General features: G+C 69.3%; 12 protein-coding genes. 5 read left to right on the top strand and 7 right to left on the bottom strand.

Annotated elements, in window-relative coordinates:
* Positions 1 to 151 precede the first annotated feature (151 nt).
* Positions 152 to 4,606 carry a glutamate synthase large subunit gene (gltB, locus tag C1925_RS00565; RefSeq protein ID WP_108767230.1) on the top strand — a complete coding sequence of 1,485 codons (4,455 nt, stop codon included), beginning with the start codon at positions 152 to 154 and terminating at the stop codon, positions 4,604 to 4,606.
* A gap of 84 nt (positions 4,607 to 4,690) precedes the next feature.
* On the top strand, positions 4,691 to 6,136 hold the full coding sequence (locus C1925_RS00560) for an FAD-dependent oxidoreductase (protein ID WP_108767229.1): 1,446 nt from the start codon (positions 4,691 to 4,693) through the stop codon (positions 6,134 to 6,136).
* On the opposite strand, the gene C1925_RS00555 is transcribed toward C1925_RS00560, so the two are convergent.
* Positions 6,122 to 8,146 carry an ATP-binding protein gene (locus tag C1925_RS00555; RefSeq protein WP_343125659.1) on the bottom strand — a complete coding sequence of 675 codons (2,025 nt, stop codon included), beginning with the start codon at positions 8,144 to 8,146 and terminating at the stop codon, positions 6,122 to 6,124. The genes C1925_RS00560 and C1925_RS00555 overlap by 15 nt on opposite strands.
* 210 nt (positions 8,147 to 8,356) lie before the next feature.
* Between C1925_RS00555 and C1925_RS00550 the strand changes: the two genes are divergently transcribed.
* Positions 8,357 to 9,229, top strand: coding sequence for a methylglyoxal synthase (locus C1925_RS00550; protein WP_108767228.1), 873 nt, complete (start codon positions 8,357 to 8,359; stop codon positions 9,227 to 9,229).
* A gap of 579 nt (positions 9,230 to 9,808) precedes the next feature.
* On the top strand, positions 9,809 to 10,210 hold the full coding sequence (locus tag C1925_RS00545; protein WP_108767227.1) for a hypothetical protein: 402 nt from the start codon (positions 9,809 to 9,811) through the stop codon (positions 10,208 to 10,210).
* Between the two features lie 59 nt (positions 10,211 to 10,269).
* Here the strand turns inward: C1925_RS00545 and C1925_RS00540 are convergent, their stop codons facing one another.
* Genes C1925_RS00540 through ttcA form a run of 3 tightly spaced genes read right to left on the bottom strand, consistent with a single transcriptional unit; the run spans position 10,270 to position 12,971 of the window.
* The gene (locus tag C1925_RS00540) at positions 10,270 to 11,049 is read right to left on the bottom strand and encodes a SprT family zinc-dependent metalloprotease (protein ID WP_108767226.1); all 780 of its coding nucleotides are present in this window, start codon (positions 11,047 to 11,049) and stop codon (positions 10,270 to 10,272) included.
* Positions 11,050 to 11,108: 59 nt separating this feature from the next.
* Positions 11,109 to 12,014, bottom strand: a complete 906-nt coding sequence (locus tag C1925_RS00535; protein ID WP_005411825.1) for a recombination-associated protein RdgC — start codon at positions 12,012 to 12,014, stop codon at positions 11,109 to 11,111.
* A 36-nt stretch (positions 12,015 to 12,050) separates the two neighbouring features.
* Entirely contained in the window at positions 12,051 to 12,971 is a 921-nt protein-coding gene (gene ttcA / locus C1925_RS00530) for a tRNA 2-thiocytidine(32) synthetase TtcA (protein WP_174213472.1), read from the bottom strand.
* Between the two features lie 92 nt (positions 12,972 to 13,063).
* Between ttcA and C1925_RS00525 the strand changes: the two genes are divergently transcribed.
* Positions 13,064 to 13,267, top strand: coding sequence for a YdcH family protein (locus C1925_RS00525; RefSeq protein WP_079224582.1), 204 nt, complete (start codon positions 13,064 to 13,066; stop codon positions 13,265 to 13,267).
* Between the two features lie 68 nt (positions 13,268 to 13,335).
* On the opposite strand, the gene C1925_RS00520 is transcribed toward C1925_RS00525, so the two are convergent.
* The 3 genes from C1925_RS00520 to C1925_RS00510 are packed head-to-tail and all read right to left on the bottom strand — an operon-like array spanning position 13,336 to position 17,287.
* On the bottom strand, positions 13,336 to 13,701 hold the full coding sequence (locus tag C1925_RS00520; RefSeq protein ID WP_108767224.1) for a hypothetical protein: 366 nt from the start codon (positions 13,699 to 13,701) through the stop codon (positions 13,336 to 13,338).
* The gene (gene plsB, locus C1925_RS00515; protein ID WP_108767223.1) at positions 13,698 to 16,334 is read right to left on the bottom strand and encodes a glycerol-3-phosphate 1-O-acyltransferase PlsB; all 2,637 of its coding nucleotides are present in this window, start codon (positions 16,332 to 16,334) and stop codon (positions 13,698 to 13,700) included. The genes C1925_RS00520 and plsB overlap by 4 nt, the downstream gene beginning before the upstream one ends.
* Positions 16,334 to 17,287, bottom strand: coding sequence for a hypothetical protein (locus tag C1925_RS00510; RefSeq protein WP_108767222.1), 954 nt, complete (start codon positions 17,285 to 17,287; stop codon positions 16,334 to 16,336). Before C1925_RS00510 ends, plsB begins: the two co-directional genes overlap by 1 nt.
* Between the last annotated feature and the right edge of the window lie 80 nt (positions 17,288 to 17,367).

The following is a 17,367-nucleotide window of genomic DNA, read 5'->3' as shown; positions in this document are numbered from 1 at the left end:
GTTTGCCGGCGTTTTGGTTGCACGCGCAACCGTGTATTGCGGCGTTGCAGCAACTATGATTTAGTCGAGGCATCCGGTGGCCTCACGATGCGCTCCAGGGAATGAGCGGGCACGAGTGTCCCCGCTCATTTCATTTCGCATCGAGGTAGAGATGGCCCCCCGCAACCGCCAAGGGCTTTACGACCCGCGCTCCGAGCGCGATGCCTGTGGATTCGGCATGGTCGCGCAGCTCGACGACCAGCCCTCACGTCTACTGGTCGACACCGCCATCGCCGCGCTTTCGCGCATGACCCACCGTGGTGGCGTCGCCGCCGACGGGCTGACCGGCGATGGCTGCGGCCTGCTGCTGCGCCGCCCCGATGCCTTCCTGAAACTGCTGGCCAGCGAAGCAGGCATCACCGTGGGTGCGCGCTTCGCCGCCGGCTTGGTGTTCCTGCCGCACGATGCCGAGGCGGCGCAGGCCTGCCGCGCGCAGCTGCAGGCGCAGGTGGAAGCGGTCGGCTGCAAGGTTGCCGGCTGGCGCGAAGTGCCCACCGATGACAGCGTCTGCGGCCAGCTGGCCCGCGATACGCTGCCGCGCATCGAACAGGTGTTCGTCGACGCCGGTGTCGGCCAGGACGACGGCGGCTTCGCGCTGGCCCTGTTCCTGGCCCGCCGCCGCAGCGAACAGCAGCTGCGCGAGCATGCCGATTACTACGTCACCACCCTCAGCCCCAACGCGATCAGCTACAAGGGCATGGTGCTGCCGGACAAGCTGAGCCGCTTCTTCCCGGACCTGCAGCGCCGCGAACTGGCTTCCAGCGCCATCGTGTTCCACCAGCGCTTCTCCACCAACACGCTGCCGCGCTGGCCGCTGGCGCACCCGTTCCGCATGCTCGCCCACAACGGCGAGATCAACACCATCGAGGGCAACCGCCGCTGGGCGCAGGCGCGCAGCAAGGTGTGGAAGACCCCGCGCTTCGACATCGCCGAGTTCGATCCGGTCATCTCCATGCACGGCTCGGATTCGCAGAGCCTGGACAACATGCTGGAGCTGATGGTGTCCGGTGGCATGGAACTGATCCAGGCGCTGCGCATCCTGGTGCCGCCGGCGACCCAGTCGCTGGAGTTCAAGGATCCCGACCTGGCCGCGTTCTACGAGTTCCATGGCCTGAACAGCGAGCCGTGGGACGGCCCGGCCGGCATCGTCGCCTGCGACAGCCGCTATGCGGTGTGTACGCTGGACCGCAACGGCCTGCGCCCGGCGCGCTGGATGCTGACCGCCGACCGCCACTTCCTGGTCGCCTCCGAAGCCGGCGTGTGGGAAGTGCCGACCGAGCGCGTGGTGCGCAAAGGCAAGCTCGGCCCGGGCGAGATGATCGCCATCGACCTCAAGCGCGGCGACCTGCTCGATTCGGAAGCCATCGACCGCATCAACCGTGGCCGCGCGCCGTACAAGCAGTGGCTGCAGCAGGGCGTCACCTACCTGCAGACCGAGCTGATCGATCCGTCGCTGGTGGAAGAGCCCTTCGACGAAGGCACCCTGCGCAGCTACCACAAGCTGTACCAGCTCAGCAGCGAGGAAGTGGAGCAGGTGCTGCGGCCGCTGGCCGAGACCGAGCAGGAAGCCACCGGCTCGATGGGTGATGACACGCCGATGGCCGTGCTCAGCCAGCGCAGCCGCCCGCTGTACGACTATTTCCGCCAGGCCTTCGCGCAGGTCACCAACCCGCCGATCGATCCGCTGCGCGAAGACTGCGCGATGTCCCTGTCCACCCAGCTCGGCAAGGAGACCAACATCTTCCATGCCGGCCCGGAGACGGTGAACCACGTCATCCTCAACTCGCCGGTGCTGAGCCAGCGCAAGCTGCGCCAGCTGCTGAAGATGGACCAGTACGTGCAGGCCAACCGCCTGCTCGACCTGTCCTACAGCGAGGACGAAGGCCTGCGCGCCGGCATCGAGCGCATCTGCGCCGAGGCCGAACAAGCTGCCCGCGAGGGCATGGTGATGCTGCTGCTGTCCGACCGCTATCCGGTGGCCGGGCGGCCGATGGTGCATGCCCTGCTGGCCACCAGTGCCATCCACCACCACCTCTCGCACCTGGGCCTGCGCTGCGACGTCAACCTGATCGTCGAGACCGGCACCGCGCGCGACCCGCACCACATGGCCTGCCTGCTCGGCTTCGGCGCCACTGCGGTGTACCCGTACCTGGCCTACCAGACCCTGTTCGACCTGGGCCGCCGCGGCATCCTCAAGCTCAGCAAGGGCGGCGAGCAGTCGCAGATCGGCCGCCGCTACCGCAAGGGCGTGTACAAGGGCCTGTCGAAGATCATCTCGAAGATGGGCATCTGTACCGTGGCCAGCTACCGCGGTGCGCAGCTGTTCGAGATCATCGGCCTGGAACCGGAAGTGGTCGACCTGTGCTTCCCCGATACCGCCTCGCGCATCGGTGGTGCCGGCTTCGCCCGCCTGGATGCCGATGCACGCGAACTCTGCGCGCAGGCCTGGGATGCCCAGCAGGGTGTGGATGTCGGCGGCCTGCTGAAGTACGTGCACGGCGGCGAGTACCACATGTACAACCCGGACGTGGTGACCACCCTGCAGCGCGCGGCGCGCAGCGGTGACCCGCGTGCGTGGCAGCAGTACTGCGATGCCGTGCATGCACGGCCGCCGTCGGCGCTGCGCGACCTGCTGGAACTGGTGCCGGCGGCCACGCCGGTACCGCTGGACGAGGTCGCCCCCGCCAGCGAACTGTTCCCGCGCTTCGACACCGCGGCCATCAGCCTCGGCGCGCTGTCGCCGGAAGCGCATGAAGCGCTGGCCATTGCCATGAACCGCCTCGGCGGCCGCAGCAACTCCGGCGAAGGTGGCGAAGACCCGGCGCGCTACGGCACCGCGCGGCGCAGCAAGATCAAGCAGGTGGCCTCGGGCCGCTTCGGTGTCACCGCCGAATACCTGGTCAATGCCGAAGTGCTGCAGATCAAGGTCGCGCAGGGCGCCAAGCCCGGCGAAGGCGGCCAGCTGCCCGGCCACAAGGTCAACGAACTGATCGCCCGCCTGCGCTATGCCAAGCCGGGCATCGGCCTGATCTCGCCGCCGCCGCACCACGACATCTATTCCATCGAAGACCTGGCCCAGCTGATCTACGACCTCAAGCAGGTCAACCCGACCGCGCTGGTGTCGGTGAAGCTGGTCAGCCATGCCGGCGTGGGCACGATTGCCGCCGGCGTGGTCAAGGCCGGCGCGGACCTGATCACCATTTCCGGCCATGACGGCGGCACCGGCGCTTCGCCGGTCAGCTCCATCCGCTATGCCGGCGTGCCGTGGGAACTGGGCGTGGCCGAAGCGCACCAGGCGCTGCTGGCCAACGACCTGCGCGGGCGCACTCTGCTGCAGACCGACGGCGGCCTGAAGACCGGCCTGGACGTGGTCAAGGCCGCGTTGCTGGGTGCCGACAGCTTCGGCTTCGGCACCGCGCCGATGATCGTGCTGGGCTGCAAGTACCTGCGCATCTGCCACCTCAACAACTGCGCCACCGGCGTGGCCACCCAGGATGACCGCCTGCGCGAGAACCACTTCACCGGCCAGCCCGAGCGCGTGGAGAACTTCTTCCGCCTGCTGGCCGAGGAAGTGCGTGGCTGGCTGTCCTACCTGGGCGCGCGTTCGCTGGAAGAGATCGTCGGCCGCACCGACCTGCTGCGGCAGATCGAGGCCGCGCCGCGCGACGGCGTGCGCGTGGACCTGTCGCGCCTGCTGGCCGATGCCCGTTACGAAGGCAGCCACTGCGCCGCACAGCGCCTGTACGAATCGCCGGACAGCCTGGCCACGCAGATGGACGGCCTGCTGGCGCCGGCCATCGAGCACAAGCAGGGTGGCGAGCACCGCTTCCTGATCCACAACACCGACCGCAGCATCGGCACCCGCCTGGCCGGTGCCGTGGCCCGCGCGCACGGCAACCAGGGCATGGCCGAAGCACCGCTGGAACTGCGCTTCCGCGGCAGTGCCGGGCAGAGCTTCGGCGCGTTCAATGTCGGCGGCCTGCACCTGGAAGTGGAAGGCGAAGCCAACGACTACGTCGGCAAGGGCATGGCCGGCGGCCGCCTGGTGGTGCGTCCGCCGCGCGGCGCGCGCTTCGAGGCCCGCAGCACCGCCATCATCGGCAATACCTGCCTGTACGGCGCCACCGGTGGCGAGCTGTTTGCCGCCGGTCGCGCGGGCGAACGCTTCGCGGTGCGCAATTCCGGCGCACTGGCGGTGGTGGAAGGTGCCGGTGACCACTGCTGCGAGTACATGACCGACGGCGTGGTGCTGGTGCTGGGCAAGGTCGGCCTGAACTTCGGCGCCGGCTTCACCGGTGGCCTGGCCTACGTGCTGGACGTCGATCGCGATTTCGTCGACCGCTACAACCATGAGCTGATCGACATCCACCGCGTATCGGCCGAGGGCTTCGAGAACTACCGTCAGCACCTGCACCGCCTGATCGGCCGCCACCGCGAGCTGACCGGCAGTATCTGGGCGCAGCAGATCATGGATGAGTTCCGCGATTACATCGGCAAGTTCTGGCTGGTCAAACCGAAGGCCGCCAGCATCGAGTCGCTGACTGAAACCCTGCGACGCGCCGCGTAACGGTCGTGCCGGCCGCTGGCCGGCAACCCAGGATCACGTAGTGCCGGCCACTGGCCGGCTACCGCAAAAACCACAGAGCCAGCCATGAGCCGCAAGCAAGCATTCCAGTTCCTCGATCTGCCCCGGACCATGCCGCAGCGCATCCCGGTCGAACTGCGCACCTCCGGCGACTGGGGTGAGCTGTACGGCAAGTTCGGCAAGGAAGACGCCCAGTACCAGGCCGGCCGCTGCCTGGACTGCGGCAACCCGTACTGCAGCTGGAAGTGCCCGGTGCACAACGCCATTCCGCAGTGGCTGCAGCTGGTGCAGGAAAACCGCATCCACGAAGCCGCCACCCTGTGCCACAGCACCAACCCGCTGCCGGAAGTGTGCGGCCGCGTCTGCCCGCAGGATCGCCTGTGCGAAGGCAGCTGCACGCTGGAGGAATTCGGCGCGGTGACCATCGGTGCGGTGGAGAAGTACATCGTCGATACCGCGCTGGCCAGCGGCTGGCGCCCCGATCTGGACGCGGTGCAGCCCACCGGCCAGAGCGTGGCGGTGATCGGTGCCGGTCCGGCCGGCCTGGCCTGTGCCGACCGCCTGGCGCGCGCCGGCATCACCGCCGTGGTCTACGACCGCTACGAACAGATCGGCGGCCTGCTGCAGTTCGGCATCCCCAGCTTCAAGCTGGACAAGGACGTGATCCACCGCCGCCGCGAGGTGCTGGAGGGCATGGGCGTGCAGTTCCGCCTGGGCGTGGAGATCGGTCGCGATGTCAGCGTGCAGCAGCTGCTGGACAGCCACGATGCGGTGTTCGTCGGCACTGGCGCCTACCGCTACACCGATGGTGGCCTGGACGGCCAGGACCTGAAGGGCGTGCTGCCGGCGCTGCCGTTCCTGGTGCAGAACAGCCGCATCGTCAGCGGCGATGATCCGAAGGGCCGGCCGATTGCCGGCTGGGAAGACACCATCGCCCTGCCCGACCTCAACGGCAAGCGCGTGGTCGTGCTCGGCGGCGGCGACACCGGCATGGACTGCGTGCGCAGCGCGGTGCGCCTGGGCGCAGCCAAGGTGACCTGCGCCTACCGCCGCGACGAGGCGAACATGCCCGGCAGCGCGCGCGAAGTGGCCAATGCGCGCGAGGAGGGCGTGCGTTTCCTGTTCAACCGCCAGCCGCTGTCGATCGAGGCCGGTGCCGATGACGAAGTGATCGGCGTGACCGTGGTCGAGACCCGCCTCGGCGAGCCCGATGCCAATGGCCGCCAGAACGCGGTGCCGATCGAGGGCAGTGAATCGCTGCTGGAAGCGGACGTGGTGATCATCGCGTTCGGTTTCTCGCCGACGCTGCCGGCGTGGCTGTCCGAGCACGGCGTGGAAGGCCAGTCCAATGGCCGCATCGTCGCCGGTGGCAAGGACCGCCTGCCGTACCAGACCTCGCACCCGCGCCTGTTCGCCGGTGGCGATGCGGTGCGCGGCGCGGACCTGGTGGTGACCGCCGTGGCCGAAGGCCGCGACGCCGCCGCCAGCATCGTGCGCCTACTGGCGCACTGAGCCGGCCGCCGTCGGGGCCTGTACGGCCTGTGGCGCCGACGCTGGAGGGGCGTCGCACGCAGGCAGGTACAGGTCCAGGCTGACGGTGGTGCCCTCGTCGGGGACGCTGTGCAGCTGCAGTTCGCCGCCGAGCGCGGCGGCCAGTTCGCGGCAGATGGCCAGACCCAGGCCACTGCCACCGAAGCGGCGGGTGGTCGAGGCCTCGGCCTGGGTGTAAGGCGCGAACACCGCCCGCTGCCGCGCCGGGCTGATGCCCACGCCGGTGTCGGCCACCTGCAGCCGCAGATGCTGGCCGGCCGCCGCCTGGCGCAGCACCTGCAGGCGCAGCTCGACCCCGCCATGCGCGGTGAACTTGAGCGCGTTGCCCGCCAGGTTGAACAGGATCTGCCGCAGGCGCAGGCCGTCGACCAGCGAGCCGGCCTGCAGCGCCGGGTCCAGCACGCAGTGCAGGTGCAGGCCCTTGCTGGCGGCCAGCGGCGCCAGCAGGCGCTGCACGCCCCGCAGCAGCGCGGCCAGATCGGTCGGCACCGCCTGGGAGGGCCGGCCGCCACCGCGCTGCCGCTCGCTGTCCAGCACCTCGTCGAGGATCTGCCGCAGCATGACGGCCGCCTCGTCGAGGGTGGCCAGCAGCTGGCGCTGGCGCGCGTCCAGAGGCGTTCCCGCCAGGCCATCGAGCATGCCCATCAGGGTGTTCATCGGCGCACCGATCTCCTGGCTCATGCTGGCCAGGAAGTGGGCCTTGGCCACCACCGCCTGCTCGGCTTCGCGCCGTGCGTCGTTCAAGGTGGCCGCACGCATCTGCGCCTCGGTCACGTCCATCCAATAGCCTGTCCATTCGACGCTGCTGCCATCGCCGTCGCTGCTGGCCACCGGCCGCCCGTGGGAACGCACCCAGCGCCAGCCCATCCGCCCGCGGGCGCGGAAGGTGACGTCGATCGGCCCGCGCACCAGCGCCGCCGCATCGACATGGGCCATCACCGGACCGCGGTCGTCCGGGTGTACGGCCGCCAGCAGCCGCCAGTGCTCGACGCGCGCGGTGTCCACGCTCATGCCGAACAGCGCCTGCACGTCGCCGGTCAGGTAGAGCACGCTGTACTCACCCGTGGCGCTGCGCCGGGTCCGATAGACCACTGCGGGCAGACCCGCGCTGACCTCCTGCAGACGCTGCTGCAGGGCACGGCGGCGCTGCGCTTCGCGATGCAGCCGCCAGTAGCCGAGGGCATGCACCAGGCCCAGCCCGAGCAGGGCCAGCAAGGCAGCCGCCAGGCCGCGCAGCCACGGCGGCATCGCTATGTCCGTCGACCTCGATGCAGGTTTGCCCGGTGTGGCCAAGGCAATGCCGCGCACGCTGGACAGCGGTGCCAGCTGAGGATCGAACACGCCCAGCCAGTGCCGGCAGGCCGGCGTCGTGGCCAGCACCAGGGCATCGTCGAAGCCGGCCGGCGCGGCGACCTGCAGCGCGTTGTCGTTGCCCTCCCGCAGCAGGCGCTCGACGTCGACCAGGTTGGCCACCACCGCATCCACCTGCGAGGCCACCAGCAGGCGCAGGGCGGTGTCCACCGCCATCGGTGGCAGCAGCAGCGCGCCGGGCGCCTGCCGCTGCAGCAGGGGCGACAGCGATGCCGGATCGGGTGTGGCCACGGTCTGCCCGCGCAGGCCGCCCAGGTCGAGGATGGGCGGGGCATCGCGGCGGCGCACGATCACCTGCGGTATCTCGAGGTAGGTGGCGCTGGCCGGCCACGCCAGAGGCAGCTGCCCACGCGACCAGCCCAGCACGGCCTGCGTGCCGGGCGGCAGCTGGCCCTCGCCGAGCAGATCGGCGGCCACCGGCTGCACCTGCAGCGTCGGCTCTGCAGTGCGCAGCGCGGCCAGCATCGCGGCGATGCCCCCATGCACCGGCCCGGCCTGGCCGGCGGGCACCGACGACGGTGCCGAAGCATGCACCAGCCGCAGCGGGCCGCTGCAATCATCGGCGCGCACCGGCAGCGCCGCCAGCAGGGCCAGCAGCACGCCGCCACACCGCCAGCGGCGGCGCGCAGCGGCGACATCAGGACAAGCAGCGACACTCACGATTACTCCTCAGGCCGCAGGCTGCACGAAGCAGCGGCCACCTGCCACGCTAGCGACGCGGCCCGCAGCGACAATGAGGAAAATTGCAAAACGCTCCAGTGATACTGATAGCGACATACACTGCCGCTTCCACCACTGAGGACGCCCGCGATGCGCATCGGCCTGGCCGCCAACCGCCTGCACCACCATGACGCGCGTGCCGCGCTGTTCCGCTGGCTGCGTGCCAGCGAGCCGGGCCTGCGCGAGCTGGGCGTGTCCCTGCATGCGGTCGGCCGTACCCACGACGCGATCGAGCGCAACGGCTTCCTGTCCGGTTATGCGGGCCTGCATCGCTATCCCTACGGCCGCCAGGGCGGCCTGATGAAGCTGGTGGCCGAAGTGGTCGGCATGGGACCGGAACGCACCCTCGATGGCGCGATCTACCTGATCGATCCGGTCGACCCGTCATCGGTGTTCCCCGAGGCGACCGCGCTCAAGCGTCAGTGCGTGATCCACGGCAAGCCGTTCATTTCGACCGTGGCCACCGCGCGCGACTGGATCGAGATCGAACGCGTCCACGCCGGGTTGGCCGCCGATGCCGGTGCTGATGACCTGCACGCGTTCGAAGGACAGACCCTGGCGCTGATCGCCCACGATGCGATGAAGCCGGCGATGCTGGCCTTCGCCGACGAGCATTTCGATGTGCTGGCCCGCTTCGGCGAGCGCGTGGCCACCGGCACCACCGGCCAGCGCCTCAACGAGCTGGCGTGGAGCCGCGGCTGGCCCACCGATACGCCGTGGGTGACGCGCTACCAGAGCGGCCCGATGGGCGGCGATGCGCAGATTGCCGACCGGGTGTTGGAGGGTCGTTGCCAGCGCGCGATCTTCTTCGAGGATCCGCATGTGGCGCGCCAGCATGAGGCCGATATCCAGCTGCTGGAGCGGGCGGTGACGACGGTGACCGACGAGGCGGTGTGCATTACCGCACCGCGGGTGGCGGCGCGTTGGGCGGCGGCGGCGGCGTTGCGCGCAGCCCGGTCTTGATTGCGGCCAACGGTCGGTAGAGTCGACTGTCAGTCGACTGGCGTTGTGGCGTGGCAGGGCGGGGTGGGCTGCGCTGCGCGCGCTCCTGTAGAGCCGAGCCCATGCTCGGCTGCTTCTCGTCGGGCTGACTGAACACCCCGCGCTTGGCGCGTAAGCCGAGCGTGGGCTCGGCTCTACGCACTGCGTTCGGCTGCGCTGCGCGATGTCGCGATTCGCTTGTTCGCGGGCGGGTTCGTTCACAGGCGGAAGCCTGCGGTGATCTGCAAACTTTTCGAACTTTCCAACAATTCTCATTGGCAGCACGGGCGCTGCATGCAAATCATTCTGCGCCACCGACAACGGGTGGCGCGGGACTCCAATCCCGTTCTGATCTGAAGGTTGTTTACGCTTGTCAGCTGGCGTCGCTCATTCACCGTGGGCGACGCCGGCTGGCAATCCGTCTGCATTTCCATGGCGGGCGGTGCGTGGAGGGCTTCGGCCCGCCGGGTTCCTTCAGATCACCGGTATTGGAGCCACGCATCGTCCGCCACCTCCGCAGCTGCGGGGTGGCTCTCTCTGCAACATGCACAGGAGACCGCCATGAGCGCCCATCGTTATCCCTTCCTGTTCGCCGCATTGGGCGAGGCTGCCAATCAGCTGCCCAACGAAATCGCCCAGCCGCTGGAATCCACCCTGGCCGCCAACCAGACCGCCGACAGCATCTCGCTGCTGGGCAGCCTGCAGCGCATCGGCCAGAGCGAGGGCGCGGATGGTCAGCCACTGCAGCGCACAGGTCGTTCCCCTGGGCAATGCGTGGCCTTGTCCCGCATCCAGCGTGCCAGTGCAGGGCTGACCTTCCTGCTGGAGCTGGCGCATGCCATCGAGCGTGTCCGTGTGAGCGGCGACATCAGCCAGCAGTTGGGCGATGGAGCGAGGGACAGCCTGCTGCTGGCCTGCCGGGGGCTGTCGGAATACGTGGACATGCAGGTGGATGCCGCCTGACGGTGAACCGTTATTGGCCGCGCTTCGCGCGTCAGCCGAGCGTGGGCTCGGCTCTACCGTTACAGCAGCTGGCGAAGCATCGCCTTCAGGCGCCGGCCTTCAAGCTGGAAGTAATCGCGCTGTTCGCGCCACGCGGGGAAGCGTTGTTCCACTTCCTGCCAGAACGCGGGCGAGTGGTTGGCCTGGATCAGGTGGCAGAGCTCGTGCACCAGCACGTACTCGAAGGCCTCCGGGCGGCCCAGCACCAGCGCCAGGTCCAGCGCCATGCTGCCGTCCGGTGCCAGCGAGCCCCATTGCGAGGACATCACCTTCAGCCGTACGCGGCTGGGTGCGCGCGGCAGGCCGGGCAGGTACTTCGGCAGCCAGCGGCCGACGTCGGCGCGGGTCTGTGCTTCGTAGAACTCACGCAGCAGGCGGCGCAGGGTGGCGTCGCCGGCACGGGTCGGCCACTGCACGCAGGCGCCGTGCTCGTCGATCTCCAGGCGCGCGAAGCGGCCTTCCTGCCAGCGCACCGGCAGCAGCTCGCCACGCAGCGGCAGCAGGCCGTCCTCGCCCGGCTGCAGTGGTGCCGGCAGGCCGTTGTCCTGGTAGACGCGCAGCTGCAGCGCCAGCCAGTCGCGGTGCTGCTCGAGGAAGCGCTCGCCCATCACCAGGCTGGCCCGCGGCGGCAACGTCAGGCGCGCGCCGCGTTCGTCCACGCTCAGCTTGATGCGTCGCGCGCGCGGATCGCGCACGCGCAGCACCTCGATCTCGGCATCGTCCAGGCGCAGGCGGACGGTGTCGCGCTGCACGGTGGCGGGCGGGGTCGGGCTGATCAGGCGGCGCAGCAGGCGGCTCATGTGCCCAGCATAGCGCTGCGCGGGGCCGCTGGATGACCGGCGGCCCGCGCAGTGCCTGTTCAGTCAGCCTTGCTGAGCTTGAAGGCTTCTTCCAGCAGCAGGAACAGCCGACGGATCTCGGCGCTCTGCAGGGCGAAGCGGGCGTCGAACTCGGCGCGGCGGCCGTCTTCGTCGGCATGCTCCAGCTGGTCCAGGGCGCCGTCGAGGAACTTCAGCTTGCGCACGATCAGGTCGTCGCCGATGACGAAGGACAGGTTGTCCTCGAAGATCAGCGCCAGCTTGGTCACCTGCTTGCCGGCGTCCAGGTGCTTGTCGATCTCGTCGCAGCGCAGTTCCTGGTGCTGGCACTTGACCACCGCGCCACCCTCCACCGGGTCCTTCATCTCGCACTCTTCGCCCAGGCTCAGGCCGGTCGGCAGCGGCTCGCCGGCGATCCAGCCGGTCAAGATCGAGCGCGGTGCGACTTCGGCGTTCAGCGGCATCGCCGGGAAGCTGCCGAGCAGGCCGCGGATGTCGGACATGAAGTACTCGCCGGTCTTGCGGCTGGAGGTGTCCACCGCGACGTAGCCGTGCTGCAGGTCGATGAAGGCGTCGTTGCGCGAGGACTTCACGAAGGCGCGCGGCAGCAGTTCATGCAGCAGGTCGTCCTTCATGCGCTTGCGCTCGCGGCCACCGGGGCGGCGGCCTTCCTTCTCCTCGATCTCCTCCAGCTTGCGCTCGAGCAGGTCGTTGACCACCGCCGCCGGCAGGATCTTGTCCTCGCCGCCCACGGTCAGCCACAGGTGTTCGGCGATGCGGTGCGACAGCAGTTCCTTCTCCTCGCGGCCGAAGGGCGAGATGAAGCCACGCGAATTCATTTCCAGCGCACCGACCGGCTTGAGCAGGGCGTGCGGCAGCAGGGTGTCCACTTCGGAGAAATCGGTGGTGGTCGGGAAGCGGAAGAACGTCAGGTTGCGAAAGAACATGGAATTCCGGATGGCGAAGAGGAAGGGCGTCCCACCTTAAAGGGCGGGCGTCTCGGGTGCTGCGTCGGCATCGGCCGGTGAACCGGCCAGCCAGGCATGGGCATCGGACAAGGGTGCCTCGTCGCGACGGCCCAGCGCCATGAAATCGAACAGACTGGCATCGGCCAGCTGCGAGGGGTGGATCTGGCCCATGGCCCGGGCGATCTGGTCGATGCGGCCGGGATGGTCCTTTTCCCACTGCTGGAGCATCAGCCCGACCTGGCGGCGTTGCAGGTTTTCCTGGCTGCCACACAGGTTGCACGGGATGATCGGGAAATCACGTGCCTGGGCGTACTCGACGATGTCGCGCTCGCGTACGTAGGCCAGTGGGCGGATGACCACGTGGCGGCCGTCGTCGCTGCGCAGTTTCGGCGGCATGCCCGACAGCTTGGCGTGGTGGAACAGGTTCATGAAGAAGGTGGCCACCATGTCGTCGCGGTGGTGGCCCAGCGCGATGCGGGTGAAGCCGTGCTTCTCGGCATGGTTGTACAGCGCGCCGCGGCGCAGGCGCGAGCACAGCGAACACATCGTGCGGCCTTCCGGGATGACCCGGCTGACCACCGAATAGGTGTCCTGCTCGATGATCTGGTACGCCACGCCCAGGCTGGCCAGGTACTCCGGCAGCACGTGTTCGGGGAAGCCGGGCTGCTTCTGGTCCAGGTTCACCGCCACCAGCTCGAACGGCACCGGGGCCTTCTTCTGCAGCTGCAGCAGGAGGTCCAGCAGGGTGTAGCTGTCCTTGCCGCCGGACAGGCAGACCATCACCTTGTCGCCGGCCTCGATCATGCCGTAATCGGCAATGGCCTGGCCGACCTGGCGGCGCAGGCGCCGGCCCAGTGGGTGTTCCGCGCGCGGGCCCACGCGCGGTGCGACAGGCGCACGCGGCAAGGGATCGGGCAGGGAAATCACGGCGCTCATGGCTGCCATTCTACCGGCTTGGGACCGGCGTCGGCCGCGGCGCGGGGTTGCCCTCTCCCGATGGTCATCGGCGCTGTGTATGCTCGGAGGCTGTGGATACCTACAGCCCCGCCGAGATCGTCGAACGCCTCGTCGCCCTGCGCGCCGAACACCGCGTGCTGGATGAACAGATCACCCGGATGGCCGCCAATGGCGAGGACGAGCTGGAGTCGAAACGGCTGAAGCGGCGCAAGCTGCAGTTGAAGGACTGCATCGCGAAGCTGGAGAGCCTGCAGATTCCGGACGAGCCGGCGTAAGCGGGGGCCCATCCACGCGTGGCGTGGATCCATCGCCGGGCATGGCCCGGCGCTACCGTGTCGGGGCGTTACCCGTTCGGGATGACCACGTCGGCGTTCCAGGCCGGTTCGCCGTCGACACTCAGGTCGCAGCGGCGCACGGCGCCCTCCGCGCGGCAGTGCAGGCGCAGCGGGTGGCCGTACCAGTCCCCCTGCAGGCCCGTGCCGACCACCGCGTCTTCCTCGCCGGCGATGCGTTCGGCATCGGCCAGCCACAGCGTGTAGCGCGGCGCGCTGCCGTCAGTGGCGTCCACGCACAGGCGCACCGGTGCATCGGCCAGCCGGCCCGGCAGGGTGTCCTCCACGCAGGCCGGCGCGGCCTGGGCCGTCACCGCGGCGAGCAGCATGGCCGGCAGCAGCCACGCGGGGCTGATCCACCGGCCAGGGCGGCTCATGCCTGCGGCGTCGGCTCGTCGGGGCGTGCCGCTTCCGGGCTGACGCGCTCGATGGTGTGGCGCAGTTCGCGGCCGAGGATGAACTTGGCATCCTTGGCCCAGCTGTCCAGGCGGTCGTCGAACAACAGCTTGCTGTTCTCGTCCGGCCACACCAGGCGCAGCTCGCGCAGCTTCTGGATGAAGCCACGGAACAGCGACTTGTCGAAGAACTCCGGCGCGGCCGGCGCGTACAGCAGGCTGAGGCGCTGCGCGGCCTGCTGGCACAGGCTTTCCAGCTCGGCGGTACCGAGCGTGCCCGGGCCGTTCTTCACCAGCACCGAAATGGCGATGTAGTAACGCTCGAACGCCTGCTGCAGCGAATGGCCGATGGCACGCAGGCGGAACACCTCGTCGGTCTGCCCGGTATTGCGGGTCAGCATGCCGCCGTCATCGTCGGCGACCTGCTGCAGCAGGCCTTCGCGGATGAACACGTCGATGGTCTGCTCGATGCGCTGGGCGAACTCGTCCTCGCTCCACGGCAGGAACAGCTCGGCCTGCAGGAACGGGTACACGGTGCGGCCCAGGCGGACCAGGCCGGTGCGGCTCATGCGGCGGTTGTTCTGGAAGCAGCAGGCCACCCACGACGAGGCGGTGAACAGGTGCACCACGTTGTTGCGGAAGTAGCTGAGCAGCACCGCGGTATCGCCACTGACGCTGAGCACGTCGCCCAGCGGGTGCTTGATGCGGGTGAGGACGTTGATTTCCTCGGCGTGGGCGATGATCCGCTCCGGCGAGTGCGGGGTCACCGTCACCCGGCCCGAATACGGCATCTCTTCCAGCAGGGTCTTGCACAGCTCGATCTGCGCGATCAGGTCGGCCTCGCCCATCGCGTGCTTGGGCGTGGACAGCAGCGCCAGCGCCAGCAGGTTGATCGGGTTGACGTCGGCGGCGCCGTTGATGCGCACCTGGATGCGGTCGGCCAGGGTGTCGACGGTGGTCGACAGCCACGACGGCTTCTCGTCCTCCGGCACCGCCTCGCCGTTCCACTCCGGCGCCTTCTCGGCCAGCACGTCGTTCAGGGCGATCGGTTCGCCGAAGTTCACCACCACCTGGCCGTAGTTCTGCTTGAGCACCTTCGGGATGCCCCACAGCAGCGACCAGATCGACTCCTTCTCCTTCGGCCGCCCGGACAGTTCGTCCAGGTAGCTGCCACCTTCCATCAGCTTCTCGTAGCCGATGTAGATGGGCTGGAACAGCACCGGCTTGCGCGGCTGGCGCAGGAACGCGCGCAGGGTCATCGAGATCATGCCGCCCTTGGGCTGCAGCAGGCGCCCGGTGCGCGAACGGCCACCCTCGACGAAGTACTCGATGGAATAGCCACCGGCCACCAGCTGCGCGACGTATTCGCTGAGCACGGCCGAGTACAGCGCGTTGCCGCGGATCGAACGGCGGATGAAGAACGCACCGCCCTTGCGCAGCAGGGTGCCGACCACCGGCAGGTTCAGGTTGATGCCGGCCACGATGTGCGGCGGCACGATGCCACGGTCGTACAGCAGGTAGGACAGCAGCAGGTAGTCCATGTGGCTGCGGTGGCTGGGCACGTACACCACTTCGTGGCCCGGCGCGGCGGCCTTGAACTTGTCCAGGTGGTGCACCAGCACGCCGGCGTAGATGCGGTTCCACACGTGGCTGAGCATGAAGCTGGCCGAACGCACTACCGGGCTGGAATAGTCCGCGGCGATTTCCCAGGCGTAGGCGTGCGCCTTCTTCCAGGCGTCGGCCGGCTTGGAGTTGTCGCGCTTGGCCTGGGCGGCGATCGCCTCGCGCACCGGTTCAGCGGCCAGCACCTGGTCCACCAGCAGGCGGCGGGTGGACAGGTCGGGGCCGATGACCGATTCACGGATGCGGCGGAAATGGGTACGCAGCACGCGCTGCAGCTTGCGCACGGTGCGCTCGGGCTCCAGGCCCTCGTCCACGGTGCTGCGCAGCGAGATCGGCGGGGCGAAGCGCACGATGGTGCTGCGGCCGTTCAGCAGCAGGCCCAGCAGGCGGCGGAAGCGGCCGACCAGCGCCCAGTTTTCCGAGAACAGCACAGCGAACCAGCCGCTCTGCTTGTCCGGCGCGCGGCCAACGAAGATCGACACCGGCACCAGGTGCACGTCCAGGTCGTCGCGCACGCGGTGCGCCTGCAGGACCTTGGCCAGCGAATCGGAGTGGGTCTTGGCGCCGCGCTGTTCAGGGATCAGCGAATTGCTGGAACTGCGCCGCGACAGGGCCAGGTAGGCGCGCTTGCGGCCGGTCGGGTCACCGGCCAGCGGCACCAGCGGCGAGGGCAGACCGGCCTGGCGGCAGGCCTTGTCCAGGATCAGCGCGTTGGACAGGCCGTAGTCTTCCAGCACATACACGACCGGGCGGCCGTCGTTGTACTGGCCCGGGTCCTCCGGCTCGATCTTCAGCGCCAGCCACGGCTCGACTAGGCGGCCCAGCAGGCGCGCCCAGAAGGGGCGACGGCCAGCGGGACGGGCGTGCGCGGGCGGCGGCACCGGATTGGGGCCGGTGCCGGTCGAGGGAGACGCCGCGGCCGGATCGGCGGGCGTCTGCTGGGGTTCTTCGCCGGGGAACGGCAGCGGGTTCTGTTTCGACATCGGCGCCATTATGGCTTAGGCGGCGTGGTTGCCGCTTCCCCGCCGGCGGCGGGGGCCTCTGCGGGCTCCGGCGCGGCAGCCGCGCGGGCCGCATCGGCCTTGCGCAGCAGGGCATCGGTATCGGCCAGGGTGCGGGTCAGGTACCAGTGGCCTTCGCGCCGGCTCAGCGGCAGCTGCAGCTGCAGGGTGCGCCCGGCCAGCTCGTATTCCATGCGGACCAGGGCGTTGTCGCCTTCCACCGAAAGCAGCTCCCCGCGCAGGCTGCGCAGGGCGTCGTCCACGCCCAGCCCGTAGCTGGCCAGGACGGCCTTGACGGTGTGCAGGAACGGCGCCAGCTGCTGCAGGCTGCCCTCCATGCCGGCTGCACGCAGGCCGTCCTCGTTGTCGAAGCCGACCTTGGCGGCGGCCTCGACCAGCGCGGCGATGCTGCTGCGGGCGCGGGCCCGGTCGCTGATCGGCGCGCCCTGTGCCCAACCGGCCAGGGTTTCGACCAGGGCGATGTAATGCGTCTGCTGGCTGGGGGTGTAGCCCTTCTGGTGACGCAGATACTGCACGCCGAAGTTGCCCATCGACTGCGCCGCCTGGCGCACCGCGCTGGCCTGGCCGGCCAACTGGCGGTCGAAGCTGCGCTGCAGCTGGGCGGCGGCCTGGGGCTCGCGCAGCGCGGCCAGCATCGGCAGCATCTGGTCACCCAGCGGCAGTTCGCCCAGCGGCCACTGGCTGTGGCCGTCGGTCCAGGCCTGCTGCAGCCGCTGGTACTGGCCCGGCGGCACCGACAGGCGCGCGTAGCCGACCAGGTCATCCTCGACCAGGCGCTGGGCCATGGCCTGCACCGCCGCCACCGGCTCGGCCGCCGGCTTGGCCGGGTCGCTGCCGGATTGGCGGCACGCCGCCACCGCCAGCAGCACCATGGCTGCCAGCCCCCATCCACGCGCGGACCTTCCTCGCACTGCCAGGCTCATGCAATCGGACTCCCCGTACCGGCCCGCATCTTGCGGCCTGCAAGGTGACAGCGGCAAGCCGTGCGGTCACGGTTCCGCCA

It is taken from the genome of Stenotrophomonas sp. SAU14A_NAIMI4_5 (genome assembly GCF_003086795.1).
Classification (GTDB): Bacteria; Pseudomonadota; Gammaproteobacteria; order Xanthomonadales; family Xanthomonadaceae; genus Stenotrophomonas.
This window is presented reverse-complemented; position numbering and strand designations above follow the sequence as displayed.

Bases quoted from the DNA above. Each gene is read 5' to 3' on its own strand.
- C1925_RS00510 (WP_108767222.1), bottom strand. From the start codon at position 17,287: ATGAGCCTGGCAGTGCGAGGAAGGTCCGCGCGTGGATGGGGGCTGGCA.
- plsB (WP_108767223.1), bottom strand. From the start codon at position 16,334: ATGGCGCCGATGTCGAAACAGAACCCGCTGCCGTTCCCCGGCGAAGAA.
- ttcA (WP_174213472.1), bottom strand. From the start codon at position 12,971: ATGAGCGCCGTGATTTCCCTGCCCGATCCCTTGCCGCGTGCGCCTGTC.
- C1925_RS00540 (WP_108767226.1), bottom strand. From the start codon at position 11,049: ATGAGCCGCCTGCTGCGCCGCCTGATCAGCCCGACCCCGCCCGCCACC.
- C1925_RS00550 (WP_108767228.1), top strand. From the start codon at position 8,357: ATGCGCATCGGCCTGGCCGCCAACCGCCTGCACCACCATGACGCGCGT.
- C1925_RS00545 (WP_108767227.1), top strand. From the start codon at position 9,809: ATGAGCGCCCATCGTTATCCCTTCCTGTTCGCCGCATTGGGCGAGGCT.
- C1925_RS00560 (WP_108767229.1), top strand. From the start codon at position 4,691: ATGAGCCGCAAGCAAGCATTCCAGTTCCTCGATCTGCCCCGGACCATG.
- C1925_RS00520 (WP_108767224.1), bottom strand. From the start codon at position 13,701: ATGAGCCGCCCTGGCCGGTGGATCAGCCCCGCGTGGCTGCTGCCGGCC.
- C1925_RS00535 (WP_005411825.1), bottom strand. From the start codon at position 12,014: ATGTTCTTTCGCAACCTGACGTTCTTCCGCTTCCCGACCACCACCGAT.
- gltB (WP_108767230.1), top strand. From the start codon at position 152: ATGGCCCCCCGCAACCGCCAAGGGCTTTACGACCCGCGCTCCGAGCGC.